Consider the following 19009-nt stretch of genomic DNA (forward strand, 5'->3'; position numbering starts at 1 on the left):
TCCGCGTCGCCTGCTCGCGGACCCCGAGATGAGGGCGGCCTGCGCGGATCGAGACTTCGCAAGAATCTTCCAACTCGCCAAGCGCAAAGGGGGGTTCCACCCTTCACGCATCGCACGGGCCTGTGAGCTGACGCCCAGCAGGGTGGGGGAGGTGATGAAGGGGCGCCCGAAGATCACCAACATGGTCGTCATCGAGCGCATCGCGGATGGCTTACGGATTCCCGGCCGCATGCTCGGGCTTGCGGATCGTAGCTGGGAAGGTCCACACCCCCGCGCAGGGTCACCAGTGATGGTTGACCCTGCGTATACCTCGAGGCCGGCCAGGGACGCGCCAACAGAGAACACCTTGGATGACATCCTGGCCATCGCAGCCGGATCCAGGGCCACACCGAATGTCCTCCGCTCCCTTCAGGTGTCCATCGAGGACTACTGGCGGCGCGACGATCAGCACGGCGGTGAGGCGCTCCGACCTGCGGTGATCGGTCAACTGAGGTACGTCATGGGCGTCATACGGGACGCTGTCGACCCGAACTACCGGCGCAGTCTCCACGGCATCGCGGCCGAGCTCGCCCGCCTTGCCGGCTGGACGTACTTCGACGCGCGGCAGTACAGCGCGGCGCAGGGCTACTTCACCGAATCACTTCGGTTCGCGCGGGAGATCGACGACCGCACGTTCATCGCCAACGTACTTGCGTGCCTCAGCCTCCAGGCGACCTACCAGGACAAGCCTCAGGACGCAATCACGCTCGCCCGGGCCGCGCAGGACAACGCACGCTCTGCCGGAGGTACACCGAGACTCCTGGCGATGCTGTCGGTGCGGGAAGCCTTCGGTCACGCGAGTGCGCACGATCGGGAGGCAGCCCATCGCGCGATCACCGAGGCGCATCGCCACTTCGGGTGCATCGCCGATGGTGACGGCGACCCCGCCTGGGTTCGGTATTTCGACCACACCAAGCTCACCGTGGATACCGGCATCGTCCTCGGCCGGCTGAATGAAGCCGGGGCTGCCGAGCCGCTCATCGCCGAAGGATTGAAGGCGGAGCCGATGGCGAACCTCAGAGGCCGCGCGTTCCATACCTTCTGGCTCGCACGGACCCAACTCCAGCGGCGAGAGGTCGAATTGGCATGCGCCACCGCTGGGGAGGCCCTCGCCCTGACCGCAGCCATCGAGTCCCCCAGGGTGGTCGCCCATCTCCATGAGTTCTGCCGACTCCTGAGGCCCTACCGCAGCAGCGCCTCGGCCGCGGAACTGTCCGACCGGATCACCGGCATGGCCGAGTGATCAGTGACCGGCCTCGTCAAGCAGCAGGTACAGCACTCCCACGAGCGTGCCGCTGCTGACGATCTCGCGGCGGTCGATCATGCCGCGAAGCTCGGACAGGGGAATCCACTCGACTCGGTCGGACTCGTTGCGCTCGGTCGGCGGGCCCACGTACTCGACAGCGTCGGCCCGGAAGACGAAGTGCTCCGAGTCCGTGATCCCGTTGGCCGGCTGGGCGTAGATCAGCGGCTCGACCCCAGCGACCTTCCAGCCGGTCTCCTCCAGTGTCTCGCGGGCTGCCGCCTCTGCCGGGCTCTCGTCCGGCTCGATAAGCCCCATCGGGAGTTCCCAGGCCCAGGTATTGGTGATGAAGCGGTGCCGCCACATCATGAGGACCTGCTTCCGGTCGCTCACGACAGCCGCCACAGCGAGGTGCCGCAGCTTGACCACGTGGTGTTCCCAGCGGTGGCCGTCGGGCTGCTCGATGTCGGCCAACCACAGATTCACCCATGGGTTCTCGTAGATCGGACGTTCCCCGTGGATCTTCCACTGCATTGCTGAAGCCTCCCTCGATGGACCCTCAGCATCTCAGAGGTCGGCGCCCCGGGCAGGCCCCTCCGACTAATTCGCGTCAGACTGACGAATAGTGGTGATGTCGGCAGACAGTTGCCAAGTCCCCCTTCATTCCGAGCCTGGTCCCTCCCTGTTCGTTCAGAATTTTTTCTTTCGGTGGCGCCTCCTCGTCCGAGGAGGCGCCACCGATTAAAAATCTTTTCTTTTGGTGTTGAAATAATTTGGAGGCCGTATCCCCGTACGCCGGTGACAGCCGGGTGACAGCGGCCTGACAGCGAGCGGCGCCGGCCGACAGGGGGCTGACAGCCGGGCCGGACAACCTAGGGGCATGACACGAATCGCCACCGCCCCGAACGACCGGGGGACCGCCGCGGGCAACGCCGTCGAGGTCCGCGGCATCGTCAAGCACTACGGCACCACCAAGGCCCTCGACGGGGTCGACCTCACCGTCCGCGAGGGCACCGTGCTCGGCGTGCTCGGCCCCAACGGCGCCGGCAAGACCACCCTGGTCCGGGTCCTCTCCACCCTGATCAAGCCCGACGCCGGCACCGCGTTCGTCGGCGGCTACGACGTCCTGCGCCAGCCCAAGCAGCTGCGCCGCACCATCGGCCTCACCGGGCAGTACGCCTCCGTCGACGAGCTCCTCTCCGGGTACGAGAACCTCTACCTGATCGGCCGGCTGCTCGACCTCCCCAGCCGCGAGGCCAAGGCCCGGGCCGCCGAACTGCTGGAGCGCTTCTCGCTCACCGAGGCCGCCAAGCGGACCGCCAAGACCTACTCCGGCGGCATGCGCCGCCGCCTCGACCTGGCCGCCAGCATGATCGGCCGCCCCAAGGTGCTCTACCTGGACGAACCCACCACCGGCCTCGACCCGCGCACCCGCAACGAGGTCTGGGACGAGGTCCAGCGGATGGTCGCCGAGGGCAGCACCGTGCTGCTCACCACCCAGTACATGGAGGAGGCGGAGCAGCTCGCCGACGAGCTGACCGTCATCGACCGCGGCCGGGTGATCGCCAACGGCGGCGTGGCCGAGCTCAAGGCCAAGGTCGGCGGCCAGACCCTCCAGATCCGCGCCGTCCACCCGGCCGAGCTGCCCGAGATGGCCCGCTGCCTGCACGACCGCGGCATCACCAGCGCCACCGTCTCCACCGACACCGGGCTGCTCGCGGTGCCGATCACCAACGACGAGCAGCTGACCGCCGTCATCGGGGTGCTCGGCGGCCGCGGCTTCGCGATAGCCGGCATCGACACCAAGGTGCCCAGCCTCGACGAGGTCTTCCTCGCCATCACCGGCAAGCCCGCCGACACCGCGGACGCCGCCCCCAGCCTCGCCAAGGAGCCCGTCGCATGACCACCGCCACCGTCGCCCCCGCCCGGGTGGAGGACCCCCGGATCGGCCTGTCCGGCACCTTCCGCCACGTCGGCGCACTGACCCGGCGCAACCTGATGCGGATCAAGGCCGACCCGGAGTCGATGTTCGACGCCGTGCTGATGCCGGTCATCTTCACGGTGCTGTTCGTCTACGTCTTCGGCGGCGCCGTCTCCGGCAACCAGGACTCCTACAAGCAGTACATGATCCCCGGCCTGCTCGGGCAGACCGGCCTCACCCTCGCGATGGCCGTCGGCACCGGCCTGAACAGCGACTTCCAGACCGGCGTGATGGACCGCTTCCGGACCCTGCCGATCGGCCGGGCCTCCGTCCTGCTCTCCAAGATGGCCGCCGAGACCTGCCGGGCGCTGCTCTCCTTCGTGATCCTGATCGGCTTCGCGATGTGCATCGGCTTCGAGGTGAAGACCGGTCCGCTGGAGGTCGTGGCCGCGGTCGGCCTGTCGCTGGTGTTCGGCATGTCGATCGTCTGGGTCTCGATGCTGCTGGGCATGGCGCTGCGCAGCGCCCAGGCCGTCCAGGGCGTGGCCATGCTGGTCCTGATGCCGATGCAGTTCGGCAGCTCGATCTTCGCGCCGACCGACACCATGCCGGGCTGGCTCCAGGCCTTCACCAAGGTCAACCCGCTGTCGGCGCTCGCCGACGCCTCCCGCTCCCTGCTCAACGGCCAGGGGCCGCTGGCCCACCCGGTGATGGTCGTGCTGATCTGGTCGGTGGCCACCACCGCGATCTTCGCGCCGCTCGCCGTCGCCCGCTTCCGCAAGCGGACCTGAGAACGGCCGCCGGCCCTCCGCGGGGGAGGGCCGGGGGGCGACCGGCCGGCACCAGGGGACGGGGCCGGCCGGCGGAACGGCTGACCGGTGACCAGGGACGGACGCCGGTCAGCCGATCCACTCCTGTCGGCTGGCCGGTGACCAGGGACGGACGCCGGTCAGCCGATCCACTCCTGTCGGCTGGCCGGTGACCAGGGACGGACGCCGGTCAGCCGATCCACTCGTACATCCGCTCCCGGACCTGTTCCGGGGTCAGGCCCTCGCCGGCGGCGTGGGCGGCCTCGAACGCGGCGTCGCCCAGCTGGGCCCGCAGGTCGGTCGCCGCCCGGCCGCGCTCGACGCGGTCCAGGTAGCCGCCCTTCGGGCCGTTCAGCACGTGGTGCGCGCCGTGCAGCACGGTGGCCTGCCGGGCCCGCTCCAGGTCGCCGTCGCGCTCGGCGAAGGCGCGCAGCACCCCCACCACCGCGGGGACCACCATGACCGTCATCTGCTCGCCGAAGCCGCTCGTGCGCGACGTCTCGCGCAGCAGCGTCCGCCCCTCGCGCAGCATCGCGAGCCCCTCGTCCGGCCGGCCCGCCCGGGCGGTGATCCAGCCCCGGGTGGTGGTCAGCATCCCGGTCACGATCCCCGGGGCGAAGCTGCCGACGCTGGTCGCCTCCATCCGGTCCAGCTCGGCCAGCGCCTGCGCGTACTCACCGCGCAGCATGTGGACGCCGCAGAGTGTGAGGCCGCCGAACAGCAGCGCGCCGGTGGAGGAGTGGTCCGCGCTGTGGTGATCCAGCCCGGCCAGCGTCTCCCGGATGATCCGCTCGCCGCGCTCCATGTCCTGCTCCAGCAGGGCGGAGCCGAGGTTCACCCGCAGCATCGGCACCTCGTGCGGCGTCCCCAGCTCCTCGGCCAGCTCGATCGCCCGCTCGTACGCGACGGCGGCCGCCTCCGGATCGCCCCGGTTGGCCAGCGACTCGCCCTGGGCGGACAGGGCCTGGGAGACCCCCCAGAGGTTGCCGGCCTGCTCGAACAGTTCCAGGGAGCGCTGGCCGTCCAGGATTCCCTGGTCGGCCCCGCCCGGCCAGTCGTTCAGCATCTTGGCCCGGAGCTGCAGGATGAACGCGAGGTCGTTCGGCCCGCCGTGCTCCTCGCAGCCGCGGACGGCGTCGTCCAGCAGGCTCCTCATCATTTCCAGCCGGCCGGCCAGGAACGCCCCGAACACCCGCATCAGGCCCGGGAACCGGTAGGCCTGCGGCAGCTCCGGGGTGTAGACCTCCAGCAGCTGCTCCGCGACGGCGATCGCCACCGGGTTGCCGAGCACGTCCAGGTTCCCCTCGAACATGCCCATCAGCCGGTACATCGCGAGCAGTCGTCGGGCCTCCTCGACGACCCCTTCGGGCATCGGCAGGCCGTAGGAGAGCACGTCCCGCTCCAGCGGTACGGGCGGCTTCGGGCCGAACGGATCCGGCCCGAGCGCCGCGACGGCGTCGTACCAGCCGCGGGCCTCCATGCTGTAGCCGCGCAGCGACCAGTACCAGCTCATGCCGAGGGTGAGGACCAGCGACTGCTCCTCGTCCCCGAGGTCGATGGCGCGCCTCAGCGCGGCCCGGATGTTGTCCAGCTCGCGCTCCAGCACCGTCAGCCAGTGCAGCTGCTGGGGGCCGTGGATGTTCAGGAAGGCGGTGGCGGCGATGGTACGGAAGTGCGTCAGGTGGCGGGCCCCGGTCGCGTCGCGCTCCTCCTCGGACTCGGCGAGGCGCTCGGTCGCGTACTCGTGGATGGTCTCCAGCATCCGGTAGCGCGGCAGGCTGCCATCGTCCAGGTCGGCTACCAGCAGGGACTTGTCGACCAGCGACAGCAGCAGGTCGGCGACCTCCCCGCCGACCACCTCGACGCCGTCCGCGCAGATCGCCTCGGCGTCCTCCAGCTGCCAGCCACCGGCGAACACCGAGAGCCGGCGCAGCACCGCCCGTTCGCGCTTGCCCAGCAGGTCCCAGCTCCAGTCGACCACCGCGCGCAGGGTCTGCTGACGCGGCAGCAGGGTGCGGCTGCCCGCGGTGAGCAGGGCGAACCGGCCGTCCAGGCGGTCGGCGATCTGGCGTGCCGTCATCACCCGCAGCCGGGCGGCGGCGAGTTCGATGGCCAGCGGCAGGCCGTCCAGGCGGCGGCAGATCTCGGCGCAGGCCGCCGGGTCGGTGTCCGGGTCGAAGCCGGGTCGGGCGGCGGTGGCGCGCTCGGTGAGCAGGCGCAGCGCCACCGGGTCGGGCAGCGGCTCGACCGGCAGCACGGTCTCGCCGGGCACGCCGAGCGGCTCCCGGCTGGTGGCGAGCACGGTCAGCTCGGGGCACTCGGTGAGCAGGATGTCGGCGAGGTCGGCGGCGGCCTGGATCAGGTGCTCGCAGTTGTCCAGGACGAGCAGCATCCGGCGGTGGCCGCAGTGTTCGACCAGCCGGCGCACCGGGTCCTCGGCGCGCTTCTCGATCACCTCGGCGACCATGCCGCCGCTGTGCAGCACGATCTCGCGCAGGCCGAGCGCGGAGACCACGGCGGCGGGCACCGCGTCCGGGGTCTCCAGCGGGGCGAGTTCGGCCACCCAGACGCCGTCCGGCCAGTGCCCGGCGGACTGCTCGGCGCGGCCGGCCTCGATCGAGAGCCTGGTCTTGCCGGAGCCGCCGGGGCCGGTCAGGGTGACCATCCGGCGCTCCGTCAACGTCCCGCGCAGTGCGGCGAGATCGCTCTCCCGGCCGACGAAGCTGGTCAGCCGGCCGCGCAGGTTGCCGCCGACGCGCGGGGGTTGGGGCGCCCCCGGCCGCCCGGCGGCCTGCGGGGCCGGCGGGGCCGGCGGGGCCGGTATGGACTCCGGAGCGGGCGTGGTCGGCGCGGCGGCGGGCGCCGGTTCGACCTCGGCCGGGGTCAGCAACGTGGCGTACAGGGACTGGAGTTGGCGCCCCGGGTCGACGCCGAGCTCCTCGGCGAGGGCGCGCCTGGTCCGCTCGTAGTGGCGCAGCGCCTCGGCGGTGCGACCGCTCTCGTGCAGCGCCCGGATCATCAGCTGCTGCAACGGCTCGTCCAGCGGCTGCCGTTCGCAGAGCTCGGTGAGCTCGGCGACCAGTTCGGCGGCCCGGCCGAGCCCGAGTTCGGCGGTGATCCGGTGGCGGCGGGCCTCCTCGCGCTGGGTCTCCAGCCGGGCGGCCGGGCCGCCGCGGTCCGGCAGGTCGGCCAGGGCGGGGCCGCGCCACAGCGCCAGGGCGGCGCGCAGCCGCTCGGCGGCGAGCGCGTGGTCCCCGGTGTCGAGGGCGCGGCGGCCTTCGGTGCCGAGCCGCTGGAACTCGGCGAGGTCGGTGGCCGGGTCGGTCAGCCAGTACCCGGCCGGGCCGGAGCCGATCTCGTCCCGGCCGACGGTCCGGCGCAGCCGGCCGACCAGGGTCTGGAGCGCGGCGGAGGAGTCCTGGGGCGGCTCGGCCTCCCACACCTCGTCCACCAGCAGGTCGGCGGGCACCGGACGGCCCTGCCGGAGGGCGAGCGCGGTGAGCAGTGCCCGCAGCCGGGCGCCGCCTAGCGGCACCGGGGTGCCGTCGTCGTGGTGGGCCGTCGTGGTCCCGAGGATGCCGTAGTACACCGGTCCATTCTGGTCGATGGGCGGCGATCGGGGCGCACAATTGTCCAGGGGCCCCTCACCGGCGGCGGAACCCGGACGGGGCCCTCGGACGTTCACCCGGGACGGCTTGTCCGGTCACCGGCCCGCCCGGCATGATCGATCCCCTGCCCGCTTTTCCTCGGACACCCGGAGCACCCACACCATGACCTTCGCCGCCACGCAGCGCTCACGCAGCGAGGACCGCCGGATCAGCCCGGTGTTCTGGGTGCTCCTCGCCGTCCTCGCCACCTCCGGCTGGGCGGTGTACTCGGGCTACGGGAACGCCGCGTTCGGGGTGTTCCTGTTCGTGGTGGCGGGCTGGATGGTCTCGCTGTGCCTGCACGAGTACGCGCACGCCCGCACCGCCCTGCACGGTGGCGACATCAGCGTCGGCGCCAAGGGCTACCTCACGCTCAACCCGCTGAAGTACACCAACGTGCTGCTCAGCTTCGTGCTGCCGATCGTGTTCGTGATCCTGGGCGGCATCGGCCTGCCCGGCGGCTCGGTCTGGATCGAGCGGGACCGGATCCGGGGCCGGCTCAAGCACAGCCTGATCTCGGCGGCCGGGCCGCTGGTGAACGTGGTGTGCGCGGCCCTGCTGCTGATCCCGATCGGCGCCGGCTGGCTGGACGACCCGACGGTGCACGCGGTCTGGAACGGCTACGAGCTGAACGTCTCGCCGTTCGCGGGCGCGCTCGGCTTCCTCGGCCTGCTCCAGCTCAGCGCCGCCCTTCTGAACCTGCTGCCGGTGCCCGGGCTGGACGGCTACGGGATCGTCGAGCCCTGGCTGTCGTACAAGACCCGGCGCGCGGTCGAGCCGTTCGCGCCGTACGGGCTGCTGGCCGTGTTCGCGCTGCTGTGGCAGCCCTCGGTGAACTCGTTCTTCTTCGGGGTCATCCACGACCTGATGAGCCTGTTCGGCGTGGACCAGGACTACGCGACGCTCGGCCGGTACCTGTTCAGCTTCTGGAAGAACTAGCCGACTAGCCCTGCTCGGCTGCCGCGGCGGCGGCCGTGGCCTCGGCGATCTTCGCGCGGCGGCGGTTCATCCAGAGCACGTTGCTCGCCACACCGGCCATCGGGAGCCAGATCAGGCCCAGCCAGAAGCCCTGGGTCAGCGAGACCACGGCGGCCGCCAGCGCGAGGACGACGACGATCAGGGCGAAGAGGGACGTGCGGGGCATGGCGGGAGGCTCCTAGGGCCGGGTGCGGTCGGCCGGGTTGCGGCCGCACCCATTGTCGCCGACCTCACCTCCGGAGCTGGTCCAGGGGTGAGGCCGACACGGCTCCACCGGATCTCAGACGTCCGTCACCCGCAGGCCCGCGTGGGCCTTGTAGCGGCGGTTGACCGAGATCAGGTTGGCCACCAGCGACTCCACCTGGTGCGCGTTGCGCAACCGGCCCGCGAAGATCCCCCGCATGCCGGGGATCCGGCCGGCCAGCGCCTGCACGATGTCGGTGGCGGCCCGCTCCTCGCCGAGCACCATGACGTCGGTGTCGATCTGCTCCACCGACTCGTCCTGGAGCAGCACCGCCGAGAGGTGGTGGAAGGCGGCGGTGACCCGGGAGTCCGGCAGCAGCGCGGCGGCCTGCTGGGCGGCGCTGCCCTCCTCCGGCTTCAGCGCGTACGCACCCTGCTTGTCGAAGCCGAGCGGGTTGACGCAGTCGACCACGATCTTGCCGGCCAGTTCCTCGCGCAGCGCGGTCAGGGTCGAGGCGTGCCCGTCCCAGGGCACCGCGACGATCACCACGTCGCTCTCCCGGGCGGTGGTGGCGTTGTCGGCGCCACGCACGCCGAGGCCCAGCTCGGCGGCGGAGGCCTCGGCCCGGGCCGCGTCGCGCGAGCCGATGATCACCTGCTGGCCGGCCTTGGCCAGTCGCAGGGCCAGGCCGCGCCCCTGGTCGCCGGTGCCGCCGAGGACACCGATCACCAGCTGTGAGACGTCCGGCAGTTCGTGGGCCGGGTTTGTCGCTGAATCGAGGGAAGTCATGGGCCGATCCTGTCAAACCCCTGGCCGGACGCGACATTCTGGGCCGCATGGACGCGGTGAGAGTTTCGGCACTCCGGCAGCACCTGGCGGGCACCGGCTGGCTGGAGGCGGTCGGCGGCTTCGCCGGGTCGCTGCGGCGCTCGGTGTCGCGGCGCGGGGCCGGCGGACTGCTGCTGATCGGCACCGAGGCGTACGAGCCCTGGCATCTGGCCGCGCACCTGGCCGACGAGGCCGCCTGGTCGGCCGTCCCCCGACTGGCGCCCACCCTGCTGCGGCACGCTCCGCCGGCCGGCGCCCCGGCGCACCTCGCGCACGGCCTGAGTCGGCTCACCGGGGCCGGGCGCGGCGCCACCGTCCTGGTGGTGGCGCCGGAGACGGCCGGCGCGCCGCTGCTGGAACGGGTGCAGGACGCCCGCCGGCACGGCGCGACCGTGCTCGCGCTGGACGGCGCCGCCCCCGCCGAGCCGGGCGACCTCGGCGGGCTCGCGCACGAGCGGCTCGCCGTCGGCACCGCCGACGAGGAGCCCTTCGACCTCGCCCAGCACCTGGTCAGCGCCGCCGCCGGGCGGCCCCCGGCCCGCCGCGCCGCGCTGGACCGGCTCGCCGAACTCGCCGGCCGGCTGACCGCACCGCCCGCGATCAGCCGCTGGTAGCCCGGGCCCGACCCGGCCGTTGTCAGCGAGGTGTCGGGCCGACGGTCGCGTGTCGGGCTGAAAAACCCTTTGCGAACCCGGCGGCCCGCGTTCGAGGATGCTGGTTCGTGAACGACGACGAACCCCCGCATCCCCCCGGCACCTCCGGACGGTTGCGCACGCTGCTGCGCTCGCTCGCGCCCGACCTCTCGCCCTGGCGCGCCTCCCGCGACTTCCGCTTCCTCTGGCTCTCCGGCTGCGTCACCAGCTTCGGCAGCTACCTGACCTACGTCGCCGTGCCGATGCAGATCAAGGAGCTGACCGGCTCCTCCTTCGCGGTCGGCCTGATCGGCGCCTTCGAGCTCGTCCCGCTGATCGTCTTCGGCCTGTGGGGCGGCGCCCTCGCCGACGCCCTGGACCGCCGGAAGCTGGTGCTGCGGGCCGAGGCCGGGCTGGGCCTGCTCGCCGGCCTGCTGCTGCTCAACGCGCTGCTGCCGTCCCCGCTGCTCTGGCCGATCTACCTGGTCGCCGCGCTGGTCGCGGCCTGCGACGGGTTGCAGCGCCCGGCCCTGGACTCGCTCACCCCGCGGATCGTCCCGCACCAGCACCTGACCGCCGCGTTCGCGCTCAACTCCCTGTACCGCAACGCCGCTTCGGTGGCCGGTCCGGCGCTGGCCGGCGTCGTGGTGGCGTTCTCCGGGGTGGGGACGGCGTACGCGCTGGACGTGCTCACCTTCGCCGCATCGCTGCTGCTGCTCGTCCGGATCCGGGCGGTGCCGCCGGCCACCGGCGCCGAGCGGCCGTCGGTGCGGGCGGTGCTCACCGGCGTCCGGTACGCGTGGAGCCGCAAGGACCTGCTCGGCACCTACACGATCGACCTCTGCGCGATGCTGTTCGCCTTCCCGGTGGCCGTCTTCCCCTTCCTGGCCTCCGAGTTGGGCGCGGACTGGGCGCTCGGCCCGATGTACGCGGCCTCCGCGGCCGGCGCCCTGCTGGTCGGGGCGACCAGCGGCTGGACGTCCCGGATCCACCGGCACGGCCGGCTGCTGGTGGTCGCCGCCGTCGGCTGGGGCGCGGCCATGGCCCTGGCCGGCCTGTCCGGGAGCATCTGGCTGGTGCTGCTCGGCCTGGCGCTGGCCGGCGGCGCCGACGAGATCAGCGGGCTGGCCCGCTCGACCATGTGGAACCAGTCCATCCCGGACGAGGTGCGCGGCCGGATGGCCGGCGTCGAACTGCTCAGCTACTCCGTCGGGCCCCAGCTCGGCCAGGTCCGGGCCGGCACCATGGCCGGGCTGGTCGGCGTCCGCGCCGCCGTCTGGAGCGGCGGCCTGATCTGCGTCGCCGCCGTCCTCGCGGTGGCCGCCGCGCTGCCCAAGCTGCTCGCCTACGACGACCGCACCGACCCGCACACCGCCGCCGTCCGCGCCGGGCACGAGCGCGCGGAGCGCGAGCGGGAGCAGCAGCGCGAGCGGGAGGCCGCCGCGGCGACGGACTGACGGCGGACGGACGGGACGGACGGGACGGACGGCGGCGACGGCTTGACGGCAGAAGCCGGGCGCCGCCCCGGCCGCTACTCGCCGCCGTCCTTCGGCGTGTCGTTCCAGCGCTCGTCCCCCTGCCGCCACTCCCGGTTGCGCTCGTCGGCGAGTTGCAGGGCGTGCGAGGCCTCCTCCGGGCTGTCGTACGGGCCGAGGCGGTCCTTGGCGGGGCACTCCGGCCCCTCCTCGACCTTGCCGTGCTTGATGCAGTAGAACCACTCGCCGGGCTTGCCGGTCGGCTTGCGGTGGAATCCCAGGGGCATGGTGCCCTCCCGTCGATTCGATGGGGTCGTACCGATCATTCCCCGGCCGGGGCCGCCGCGCACACCGCCCGGGCGCGCCGGGGGCGGCCGATAGACTCGCGGCCATGGCTCTCGTACCCGGCATCCAGTCCCCCACCCGCAAGGTCCCGGCGCACATCGCGCGCCCCGAGTACGTCGGTCGGCCCGCCCCGACGCCGTACACCGGGCCCGAGGTGCAGACCGCCGAGACGATCGAGAAGATGCGGATCGCGAGCCGGATCGCCGCCCGGGCGATGGCGGAGGCCGCCAAGCTGATCGCCCCCGGCGTCACCACCGACGCGCTGGACGCCGTCGCCCACACCTACATGTGCGACCACGACGCGTACCCGTCCGACCTCGGCTACCGCGGCTTCCCCAAGTCGGTCTGCACCTCGATCAACGAGGTGATCTGCCACGGCATCCCGGACTCGACCGTGCTCCAGGACGGCGACATCGTCAACATCGACGCCACCGCGTACATCCACGGGGTGCACGGCGACCTCAACGCCACCTACCTGGTCGGCGACGTCGACGAGGAGTCCCGGCTGCTGGTCGAGCGGACCCGCGAATCCCTCAACCGGGCGATCAAGGCCGTCAAGCCCGGCCGTCAGATCAACGTGATCGGGCGGGTCATCGAGTCCTACGCCAAGCGCTTCGACTACGGCGTGGTGCGGGACTTCACCGGGCACGGCATCAACACGTCGTTCCACTCCGGCCTGATCATCCCGCACTACGACAGCGAGCGGGCCACCGAGGTGATCAAGCCGGGGATGACCTTCACCATCGAGCCGATGCTCACCCTGGGCACCTACGACTACGAGATCTGGCCGGACGGCTGGACGGTCGTCACCAAGGACCGCAAGCGCACCGCCCAGTTCGAGCACACCCTGGTGGTCACGGCGGACGGCGCGGAGGTCCTCACCCTGCCGTGACCCCCGGCCGGGCGCCGGTTCAGCCGATGAGCCACTGCTCCTCGGCGACGGCGCCCACCTCGGTGCAGGCGTCGGTGAGCACGTCCAGGACGCGCAGCGGGTCCGGCAGCGGCTGCTCGGGCCCGCGCAGCCACCGCACCTGCGAGCCGTCCGGCAGCGCGGCCGGCGGCAGCAGGGTGTACGAGCCGCGGCAGTGCCAGCGCAGGCCGGGGTGCTCGGACATGGTGTCCGGGGTGGAGTCGAGGACGCTCGGCCACCACTCGTCCTCGTCCTGCGGGGTGCCCCGGGTGGCGGTGAAGAACAGGTAGCGGTCCTCGCCGACGGCGGCGACCGGGCCCTCGACGCCCCGCTCGGTCAGCCGCTCCAGGGCCAGCCGGCCGGCCTCGACCGGGACGTCCAGGACGTCGTGGGCGCGGCCGGTGGCGGTGATGAAGTTGGTCTGCGGATCGCGGGCGAGCCAGCGGGCGAGCTGCTCGGGGTCGGTCGTGGCCTGGGTCTGCCAGGCGAAGGAGACCGGGTGCTGGGCGGGCGCCGGACAGGCCACCCGGTCGCAGGAACAGCGGTAGCCGGCCGGATGCGCGGCCGGCGCGAGCGGGAATCCGGCGCGCACCGCGCCGAGCAGCTGATCGAGCCGGGCGGCGGGGCCGTCCACCTCACCCGACCGGGCCCGCTGACGCTCACGCTTCTGCCACCAGGTCGTCCACCTGCCGCCGGCTTCCATCGGGCCCCTTCCGCGCACTGCCGTACCTGGTGCGGCACAGCGTTCGACGTACCACTCCGACGCAACGCACAGCGCCCCCCGCTGCTTCCCGGGGCGGTGCTCGGCCCTGCTGTCCACGCCCTGCCGACCGGGAACCGGGGTCACCGGAGGGCCGACGCCCGGGTCACGGTACGCAGTCGCGGCAGCACGCTGTCCGCGCCAGGTCGGCCGGAGGGCGCGCGGATCCGCGCCCCGCCCGGCCCGTACGGGGCCCGCTGACCCGGGTGAACCCCGGGGGCGTAACAGGAAGGATAAGGGTGCGCGGGGCCTCCGGATGACCGGGGGCGGTGCCTCTCCGGTCACACTCCCCGCACCCGGCCGGAGGGCTCGGGCGGGTGCGCCGGTCACCCGTGCGGAGGTGAGACCCTGGTGGGGTGAAGAGCGCGGACACCGAATTCGTCGGCGGCCCCCTGGACGGCCGCATCCTCCCCATCCCGCTGGGGCCGATGTTCGGCGTGCCGAAGACCTACAAGGTGCCCGTCCCCGCGCACGGCGACTCCCCCGCGCGCACACTGGTGTACGTCCGGTCCAAGCAGGTGCGGGGCATCAGCTGGCACTGGCGCTACGAGTTCGACGAGGCGGCCACCGCCCGCGCGTCCGGCTGACGGCCGCGCCGCCCGCACCGGCCGCCGCCCCCAGCCTCCCCGGGAGGACGGCATGGCGAGAACGGCACGGCACCCCCGCAGCCGCCCCCAGGCGGTCGCGCACCACAACCGGCAGGTCGCCGGCGTCACCGGTGCGCTGCTGGTGGCGGTGTGCGTCTACACCGTGGTGATCGGCCCGAACGGCTGGCTCTGGTTCGGCTGGGCGGTGCTGCTGCTCGCCTGCGTGGCCCTGTTCACGGTCCACCCCTGAGCAGCCGCACCGCCTGTGCCCAGCCCCCCACGGCGGTCAGTCCTCCTCGGCGAGGATCAGGTACAGCTTCTTGCGCGCCTCGGTGAGCACCACCAGGCCCTTGGCGCGCTGCGCCTCGGTGCCCGTCGCCATCACCTGGCGGATCGCCTGGTCGACCGCGGCCAGCGCCTGGCCGACCTCCTGGACGGCCTCCCAGTCGACCTCCCGGCCGGCCTCCGCCCACGGCTCTGCGGGCCCCGCCTCGGCCTCGGCCCGGCCCGCCTCGGTGAGCGATACCAGCCGCTTGCCGCCGACCTCCTCCGCGGTGATCAGGCCCTCCTCCTCCAGCAGTTGGAGGTTGGGGTAGATCGAGCCCGGGCTCGGCCGCCAGGCCCCACCCGTCCGCTCGGAGATCTCGGCGATCATCTCGTAGCCGTGCATCGGCCGTTCCTTGAGCAGCGCCAGCAGCGAGGCCCTGACGTCCCCGCGCCGCGCCCGGCCGCCGCGCCGCCCGTGCGGGCCGCCCCGGCGCCCGCCGTGCCCGCCGAAGCCGTGCCCGAACGGACCGCCCATCGGCCGCCCGGGCCCGCCGCCGCCGAACGGCGGCGGGCCGAAGCCGCCGAAGGCCTCCCGGCCCTCGAACTCCCGCCCTTCGAAGTCCGGCCCCGGCCCGCGGCGCCAGCCACCGCGCGGACCCTCGCCGCTGAACCGCATTCCCGGATTTCCTCGGTTTCCTGAGCGCACGGCGCTCACCTCCTCGTTCACCGAGCCAGTCGAGTTACTGTCTCGATAGCTCGACGATATATCGGCGACTGTCGCTCGTCAACGGATTCCGACACGAACGGCGCATCGGCACCCCACCCCGCCACCCAGGCCCCGTCCGCCCGCTACGGTGACGGGCATGGCCGGTGAACGAGACCTCGCGAAGCTGCTGCACGGGATGCGCCCGCTGCTCAACCCGGGGCGGTACGTCTACTGCACGCTGCCCGCCAAGGTGCCCGCGGGCATGCGGCCGGTGGTGACCGTCGCCGAACCCGAAGGGGTCACGGTCGTCGTCACCCAGGAGGAGGCCGACGCGCTCGGGCTGCGCTACGAGTACGTGGCGGCCTGGATCACCCTGCAGATCCACTCCGCCCTGGAGGCCGTCGGCCTCACCGCGGCCGTCGCCGGGCGCCTCGCCGACGAGGGGATCAGCTGCAACGTGGTGGCCGGCTTCCACCACGACCACCTGTTCGTCACCGCCGACGACGCCGACCGCGCCGTCCGGGCCCTGGAGGAACTGGCCGCCCGGCCCGCCTGACGACGCCGTCGAGTGGCCGCCCCCGCAGGGCCCTCCGACACTGGGAACGGCTGCCCGGCCACCCGGCCGGCCCCCACCGGAAGGAGACGGCCGCCATGGCCACCTGCGTCACCTGCGGCAACGACTACTGGCTCGCCTTCGAGATCAAGACCATCACCGGCGACACCTACACCTTCGACAGCTTCGAGTGCGCGATGGAGAAGCTCGCGCCGCGCTGCGAGCAGTGCCAGGTCCGCATCGTCGGCCACGGCGTCGAAGTGGCCGGCCGCTTCTTCTGCTGCGCCAACTGCGCCCGCGTCAACGGCGGTCTCGGCGACCAGATCCGCGACGCCGTCGGCGCCCGCCCCGCGTAACGGCGGGCGGGCGGAGCAGTCGGCCTGTACCCCCGGTTCTGTCTCCCCAGGTGCTCGCACGACTGGGGCGGCCTCACGAAAAAGGCCCCCTGACCTGCGGTTTCGCAGATCAGGGGGCCTCAGTCGAGCTGGGGCGGCGGAAGAGTCGGCCTGTACGCCGGGTACAGGCCCTATTCCCCCGTCCGGAGAGACATTCAGGAGAGGTGACCTGGGGAAACGTCGCAGGGACGAAGCCGACTAGGCAACCCTGGGGAGCGGTTGGGGAGATCCGTTTCCGGGACTCTCTCCGGGGAGCGTCTCGGCCGGGGAAGGCATCGGCGCGATCCACCGGCCGAGGGCCGACAGTGCCTGCCGCCCAGCCTCCGGCAGGAAGTGCACGTACGTCCGGAGCGTGAACGCAGGGTCGCTGTGGCCAAGCCACGCCGCCAGGGTCGTCACGGTCTCGCCCGCCTGGAGGACGACTGAGGCGAACGTGTGCCGCAGGACATGAAATCCGTCAGAGCGGTCCATCTTCCACGACACCCTCGTCCACACCACCTTCGCGCCCTGGACCTGCTCACGCTTCGGCTCCGGAATCACGCCGGCCTTGACGAGCGCCGGCTTCCACGCCTTCTCATCCCACGTTGTCCGGTTGATCGCGCCGCCGCCCTTCCCACTGACCCTGGCGGTTGTCACCAGGAGGCGCACGGTCTTCAACGGCCGTTCCGCCCAGGGCAGGTTCGGCCTGTCCGGGTCGACCCAGGGCAGAGTGACCTCGACCGCCGGGAACTCGGCGGCGTAGGCGGCCACCCGATCGGCCAGGCCAGGCGGACAGGCCGTCAGCCGGATTTTGTTGCCCTTCGGCGGCCCGAACGCCAGCTTGCCGTCGATCTTGAGCACCTGCCGTACAACGTGGATCTCCTGGCCGACGATGTCCTCCGGGCTAAACCCGAAGGCCTCGCCCTGCCGTAGGCCGGCACCAACGGCCAGGTCGGGAAGGATCCGGTATCGGGGTGCCAGCGCCTCACGTACCGCGAGGACAGTGGCCAGCGGCCACGCCTTCGCATTGCTCTCCGGCGCCTTCGGCGGCCGCAACTCGGGGTCCCGAAAGGGGTTCTCGGGGATTCTCTTGGCTTTGAATGCGGCCTGCATGATCGCAGAGAAGTGCTTCCAGGTGGTCCGGATGGTACCGACGTCGATCGCTCGCTCGGCCTGGGTCACCCACCACCTGATCTGCTCGTCGCCGATGCGGATCAGCGGCTGTTCGCCCAGGTGCGGCAGGATGTGGTTCCAGATCCGCGGCCGCATGGACGACCGGGTGTTCGGCGGTTTCCGCAGACTCGGCCACCAGTGGGTCTCGACGTACTCCCGCAGCGTGATCTCCCCGTTGCGGGGGTCGTAGAGGTTGCCGCGGGTGCTGTCCGTGGCAGCCTCGCGCAGCCATTTCTTCGCGTCCTCGAGGCCAGCGAACGAGCGGTCCCGGACTCCGGGGATGCCGGCCACCTTGTATCGCTTCCCCTTGCCCCACAAGGAAGTTCGCTCCCGCTTCCCCGTCTCCGGGTTGGGCCGTTTGTTCATCCAACGATCTTCGATGTACCCAGCCACTGGGCACCCCCCTCAAGATCAATCGCGCGGGTCTTCAGGATCCAACCAGTGACACCGAGTTCGGCGGCAAGTTCGGCAGGGCTCGCGGCCCATTGCCGGGCGGCGCAGAAGTCGGACAGCCCGATGAGCTTGCGGGCGGCCCGCAAATCGGCGAGGCGCTCGGCCCGCACGCTGGTCGCGCCACCGCAGCCAACGTCGCCAGCCAGGATGTGCTCGATCTCGTGCGCGAGGACGCACCGCTCCTCAACCGGGCTGATCCCCTGGGCGACGACGACGATGCGATGCTCGGGGGACCACGCTCCCCAGGTGTCCCTCAGCCACTGCCGGACGACGGGTATGCCCATCCGGTCCAGCTCGGCGTGCGGGTCGTACTGCTGCGCTACCTCGGCGACAGTGCCGACGGCTCCGGGCATGCCTCTCCCCCTGAGTCCTGACGTGTGGGAGGCATGCCGGTGCGGAGATTCTGGCATATGCGCGTGAGGACGTGTGAGGATTTAGCCACGTTAAGTCACGCGTGTCGCGGGTATGCCGGGGAGTTACGGCTGTTCGCGGCGCCCGCGCTCGTGCTCCTCGATGGCCTGCTGGATCCGAGCTGCATCGTCGCCCGGAACGCCAGGGTCGCCCTCGGCCCAGGCGTGCGGCCGGTACGCGGCAAGACCGTAGGAGCCCTGTGCCGCGGGCGTGCCGCGCTGGGGGATCGACTGCAGCAGCCGGTCTGCGACATCCTCCAGAAGGTCACGTAGCACGGGGTCGCCGCCCGCCGCCACCGCAGCGCGGGCGAAGCGTCCCACCGCGGGGAACAGATCTCCGGGGGCAGCACCGTGGGATGGGGTCACGGCGGCGAGCGCGTTCGCTGGTGCGCTGAAAGTGCTGGGGTCTTGGCCGGCCAGTGCCCGATCGACGCCGTCGGGGGGCCACAGAAGTGCTCGACCGACCGCCAGATAGCCAGCGGGGATCTCCGGCGCACTGGCTGGCACTGCCCCCGTCTCGTACGTGCTGATCGTTCTCACTGTCAGCCCGGATTGGTTGGCCAGCTCGGGCTGTCGCCACCCCTTGCGCATGCGGTCGCGCTTGATGCACCGACCGAGGTGCTTCCAGTCCTGCTCCACGGTCCCGATCTCCCTTGACTGCTCGGCGCGCTCTTCCTGCAAGGCAACGATAGGCAACAGTCTTGCAGAGGGCGTG

General features: G+C 72.1%; 21 protein-coding genes. 11 read left to right on the forward strand and 10 right to left on the reverse strand.

What is annotated here, in order from left to right:
• Window positions 1-412 precede the first annotated feature (412 nt).
• Window positions 413-1282, forward strand: a complete 870-nt coding sequence (locus AB0O19_RS24475; RefSeq protein ID WP_363622321.1) for a hypothetical protein — start codon at window positions 413-415, stop codon at window positions 1280-1282.
• Here AB0O19_RS24475 and AB0O19_RS24480 read toward each other — a convergent pair whose 3' ends face one another.
• Window positions 1283-1816: an NUDIX hydrolase gene (locus tag AB0O19_RS24480; RefSeq protein WP_363622323.1), complete on the reverse strand. Its 534-nt coding sequence runs from the start codon at window positions 1814-1816 to the stop codon at window positions 1283-1285.
• A gap of 346 nt (window positions 1817-2162) precedes the next feature.
• On the opposite strand from AB0O19_RS24480, the gene AB0O19_RS24485 reads away from it, so the two are divergent.
• Window positions 2163-3185 (forward strand): ATP-binding cassette domain-containing protein, encoded by a 1023-nt coding sequence (locus AB0O19_RS24485; protein ID WP_363580866.1) that lies wholly within the window; start codon window positions 2163-2165, stop codon window positions 3183-3185.
• Window positions 3182-3994: an ABC transporter permease gene (locus tag AB0O19_RS24490; protein ID WP_363622325.1), complete on the forward strand. Its 813-nt coding sequence runs from the start codon at window positions 3182-3184 to the stop codon at window positions 3992-3994. Before AB0O19_RS24485 ends, AB0O19_RS24490 begins: the two co-directional genes overlap by 4 nt.
• A gap of 208 nt (window positions 3995-4202) precedes the next feature.
• Here the strand turns inward: AB0O19_RS24490 and AB0O19_RS24495 are convergent, their stop codons facing one another.
• Window positions 4203-7601 (reverse strand): BTAD domain-containing putative transcriptional regulator, encoded by a 3399-nt coding sequence (locus tag AB0O19_RS24495; protein ID WP_363622327.1) that lies wholly within the window; start codon window positions 7599-7601, stop codon window positions 4203-4205.
• A gap of 181 nt (window positions 7602-7782) precedes the next feature.
• Between AB0O19_RS24495 and AB0O19_RS24500 the strand changes: the two genes are divergently transcribed.
• A complete protein-coding gene (locus AB0O19_RS24500; RefSeq protein ID WP_363580861.1) occupies window positions 7783-8598 on the forward strand; it encodes a site-2 protease family protein in 816 nt (271 codons plus the stop codon).
• A 4-nt stretch (window positions 8599-8602) separates the two neighbouring features.
• On the opposite strand, the gene AB0O19_RS24505 is transcribed toward AB0O19_RS24500, so the two are convergent.
• The gene (locus tag AB0O19_RS24505; protein WP_363372195.1) at window positions 8603-8803 is read right to left on the reverse strand and encodes a hypothetical protein; all 201 of its coding nucleotides are present in this window, start codon (window positions 8801-8803) and stop codon (window positions 8603-8605) included.
• 114 nt (window positions 8804-8917) lie between these two features.
• Entirely contained in the window at window positions 8918-9610 is a 693-nt protein-coding gene (gene npdG, locus AB0O19_RS24510) for an NADPH-dependent F420 reductase (RefSeq protein WP_363622329.1), read from the reverse strand.
• A gap of 47 nt (window positions 9611-9657) precedes the next feature.
• Here npdG and AB0O19_RS24515 point away from each other — a divergent pair, with 47 nt between their 5' ends.
• Window positions 9658-10263 carry a hypothetical protein gene (locus AB0O19_RS24515; protein ID WP_363622331.1) on the forward strand — a complete coding sequence of 202 codons (606 nt, stop codon included), beginning with the start codon at window positions 9658-9660 and terminating at the stop codon, window positions 10261-10263.
• Between the two features lie 107 nt (window positions 10264-10370).
• Window positions 10371-11738, forward strand: a complete 1368-nt coding sequence (locus AB0O19_RS24520) for an MFS transporter (protein ID WP_363622333.1) — start codon at window positions 10371-10373, stop codon at window positions 11736-11738.
• 74 nt (window positions 11739-11812) lie between these two features.
• On the opposite strand, the gene AB0O19_RS24525 is transcribed toward AB0O19_RS24520, so the two are convergent.
• Window positions 11813-12043 carry a hypothetical protein gene (locus AB0O19_RS24525; RefSeq protein ID WP_363622335.1) on the reverse strand — a complete coding sequence of 77 codons (231 nt, stop codon included), beginning with the start codon at window positions 12041-12043 and terminating at the stop codon, window positions 11813-11815.
• Between the two features lie 104 nt (window positions 12044-12147).
• Here AB0O19_RS24525 and map point away from each other — a divergent pair, with 104 nt between their 5' ends.
• Entirely contained in the window at window positions 12148-12993 is an 846-nt protein-coding gene (gene map, locus AB0O19_RS24530; RefSeq protein ID WP_363622337.1) for a type I methionyl aminopeptidase, read from the forward strand.
• A 19-nt stretch (window positions 12994-13012) separates the two neighbouring features.
• Here map and AB0O19_RS24535 read toward each other — a convergent pair whose 3' ends face one another.
• Window positions 13013-13714 (reverse strand): bifunctional DNA primase/polymerase, encoded by a 702-nt coding sequence (locus AB0O19_RS24535; protein WP_363580851.1) that lies wholly within the window; start codon window positions 13712-13714, stop codon window positions 13013-13015.
• A 413-nt stretch (window positions 13715-14127) separates the two neighbouring features.
• Here AB0O19_RS24535 and AB0O19_RS24540 point away from each other — a divergent pair, with 413 nt between their 5' ends.
• Both AB0O19_RS24540 and AB0O19_RS24545 read left to right on the forward strand, forming a co-directional pair.
• Entirely contained in the window at window positions 14128-14358 is a 231-nt protein-coding gene (locus AB0O19_RS24540) for a hypothetical protein (protein ID WP_063347363.1), read from the forward strand.
• Window positions 14359-14410: 52 nt separating this feature from the next.
• A complete protein-coding gene (locus tag AB0O19_RS24545) occupies window positions 14411-14608 on the forward strand; it encodes a hypothetical protein (RefSeq protein ID WP_063347364.1) in 198 nt (65 codons plus the stop codon).
• Between the two features lie 36 nt (window positions 14609-14644).
• Here AB0O19_RS24545 and AB0O19_RS24550 read toward each other — a convergent pair whose 3' ends face one another.
• On the reverse strand, window positions 14645-15301 hold the full coding sequence (locus AB0O19_RS24550; protein ID WP_350885063.1) for a PadR family transcriptional regulator: 657 nt from the start codon (window positions 15299-15301) through the stop codon (window positions 14645-14647).
• A gap of 187 nt (window positions 15302-15488) precedes the next feature.
• Here AB0O19_RS24550 and AB0O19_RS24555 point away from each other — a divergent pair, with 187 nt between their 5' ends.
• Both AB0O19_RS24555 and AB0O19_RS24560 read left to right on the forward strand, forming a co-directional pair.
• Window positions 15489-15887 (forward strand): ACT domain-containing protein, encoded by a 399-nt coding sequence (locus AB0O19_RS24555; protein ID WP_363622340.1) that lies wholly within the window; start codon window positions 15489-15491, stop codon window positions 15885-15887.
• Between the two features lie 95 nt (window positions 15888-15982).
• Window positions 15983-16240, forward strand: coding sequence for a hypothetical protein (locus AB0O19_RS24560; protein WP_063347367.1), 258 nt, complete (start codon window positions 15983-15985; stop codon window positions 16238-16240).
• Window positions 16241-16477: 237 nt separating this feature from the next.
• On the opposite strand, the gene AB0O19_RS24565 is transcribed toward AB0O19_RS24560, so the two are convergent.
• From AB0O19_RS24565 to AB0O19_RS24575, 3 genes are all read right to left on the reverse strand, one after another.
• Window positions 16478-17797, reverse strand: coding sequence for a site-specific integrase (locus AB0O19_RS24565; RefSeq protein WP_363622342.1), 1320 nt, complete (start codon window positions 17795-17797; stop codon window positions 16478-16480).
• Window positions 17794-18237 (reverse strand): ImmA/IrrE family metallo-endopeptidase, encoded by a 444-nt coding sequence (locus tag AB0O19_RS24570; RefSeq protein ID WP_363622344.1) that lies wholly within the window; start codon window positions 18235-18237, stop codon window positions 17794-17796. The genes AB0O19_RS24565 and AB0O19_RS24570 overlap by 4 nt, the downstream gene beginning before the upstream one ends.
• Before the next feature lie 123 nt (window positions 18238-18360).
• Entirely contained in the window at window positions 18361-18933 is a 573-nt protein-coding gene (locus AB0O19_RS24575; RefSeq protein WP_363622346.1) for a helix-turn-helix transcriptional regulator, read from the reverse strand.
• Between the last annotated feature and the right edge of the window lie 76 nt (window positions 18934-19009).

The sequence above is a fragment of the Kitasatospora sp. NPDC091276 genome (assembly GCF_040684355.1).
Classification (GTDB): domain Bacteria; phylum Actinomycetota; class Actinomycetes; order Streptomycetales; family Streptomycetaceae; genus Kitasatospora.

Coding starts and splice junctions, on each gene's coding strand:
- AB0O19_RS24480 (WP_363622323.1), bottom strand. CDS start 1,816: ATGCAGTGGAAGATCCACGGGGAACGTCCGATCTACGAGAACCCATGG.
- AB0O19_RS24485 (WP_363580866.1), top strand. CDS start 2,163: ATGACACGAATCGCCACCGCCCCGAACGACCGGGGGACCGCCGCGGGC.
- AB0O19_RS24490 (WP_363622325.1), top strand. CDS start 3,182: ATGACCACCGCCACCGTCGCCCCCGCCCGGGTGGAGGACCCCCGGATC.
- AB0O19_RS24500 (WP_363580861.1), top strand. CDS start 7,783: ATGACCTTCGCCGCCACGCAGCGCTCACGCAGCGAGGACCGCCGGATC.
- AB0O19_RS24505 (WP_363372195.1), bottom strand. CDS start 8,803: ATGCCCCGCACGTCCCTCTTCGCCCTGATCGTCGTCGTCCTCGCGCTG.
- npdG (WP_363622329.1), bottom strand. CDS start 9,610: ATGACTTCCCTCGATTCAGCGACAAACCCGGCCCACGAACTGCCGGAC.
- AB0O19_RS24515 (WP_363622331.1), top strand. CDS start 9,658: ATGGACGCGGTGAGAGTTTCGGCACTCCGGCAGCACCTGGCGGGCACC.
- AB0O19_RS24525 (WP_363622335.1), bottom strand. CDS start 12,043: ATGCCCCTGGGATTCCACCGCAAGCCGACCGGCAAGCCCGGCGAGTGG.
- map (WP_363622337.1), top strand. CDS start 12,148: ATGGCTCTCGTACCCGGCATCCAGTCCCCCACCCGCAAGGTCCCGGCG.
- AB0O19_RS24535 (WP_363580851.1), bottom strand. CDS start 13,714: ATGGAAGCCGGCGGCAGGTGGACGACCTGGTGGCAGAAGCGTGAGCGT.
- AB0O19_RS24545 (WP_063347364.1), top strand. CDS start 14,411: ATGGCGAGAACGGCACGGCACCCCCGCAGCCGCCCCCAGGCGGTCGCG.
- AB0O19_RS24550 (WP_350885063.1), bottom strand. CDS start 15,301: ATGCGGTTCAGCGGCGAGGGTCCGCGCGGTGGCTGGCGCCGCGGGCCG.
- AB0O19_RS24555 (WP_363622340.1), top strand. CDS start 15,489: ATGGCCGGTGAACGAGACCTCGCGAAGCTGCTGCACGGGATGCGCCCG.
- AB0O19_RS24560 (WP_063347367.1), top strand. CDS start 15,983: ATGGCCACCTGCGTCACCTGCGGCAACGACTACTGGCTCGCCTTCGAG.
- AB0O19_RS24565 (WP_363622342.1), bottom strand. CDS start 17,797: ATGAACAAACGGCCCAACCCGGAGACGGGGAAGCGGGAGCGAACTTCC.
- AB0O19_RS24570 (WP_363622344.1), bottom strand. CDS start 18,237: ATGCCCGGAGCCGTCGGCACTGTCGCCGAGGTAGCGCAGCAGTACGAC.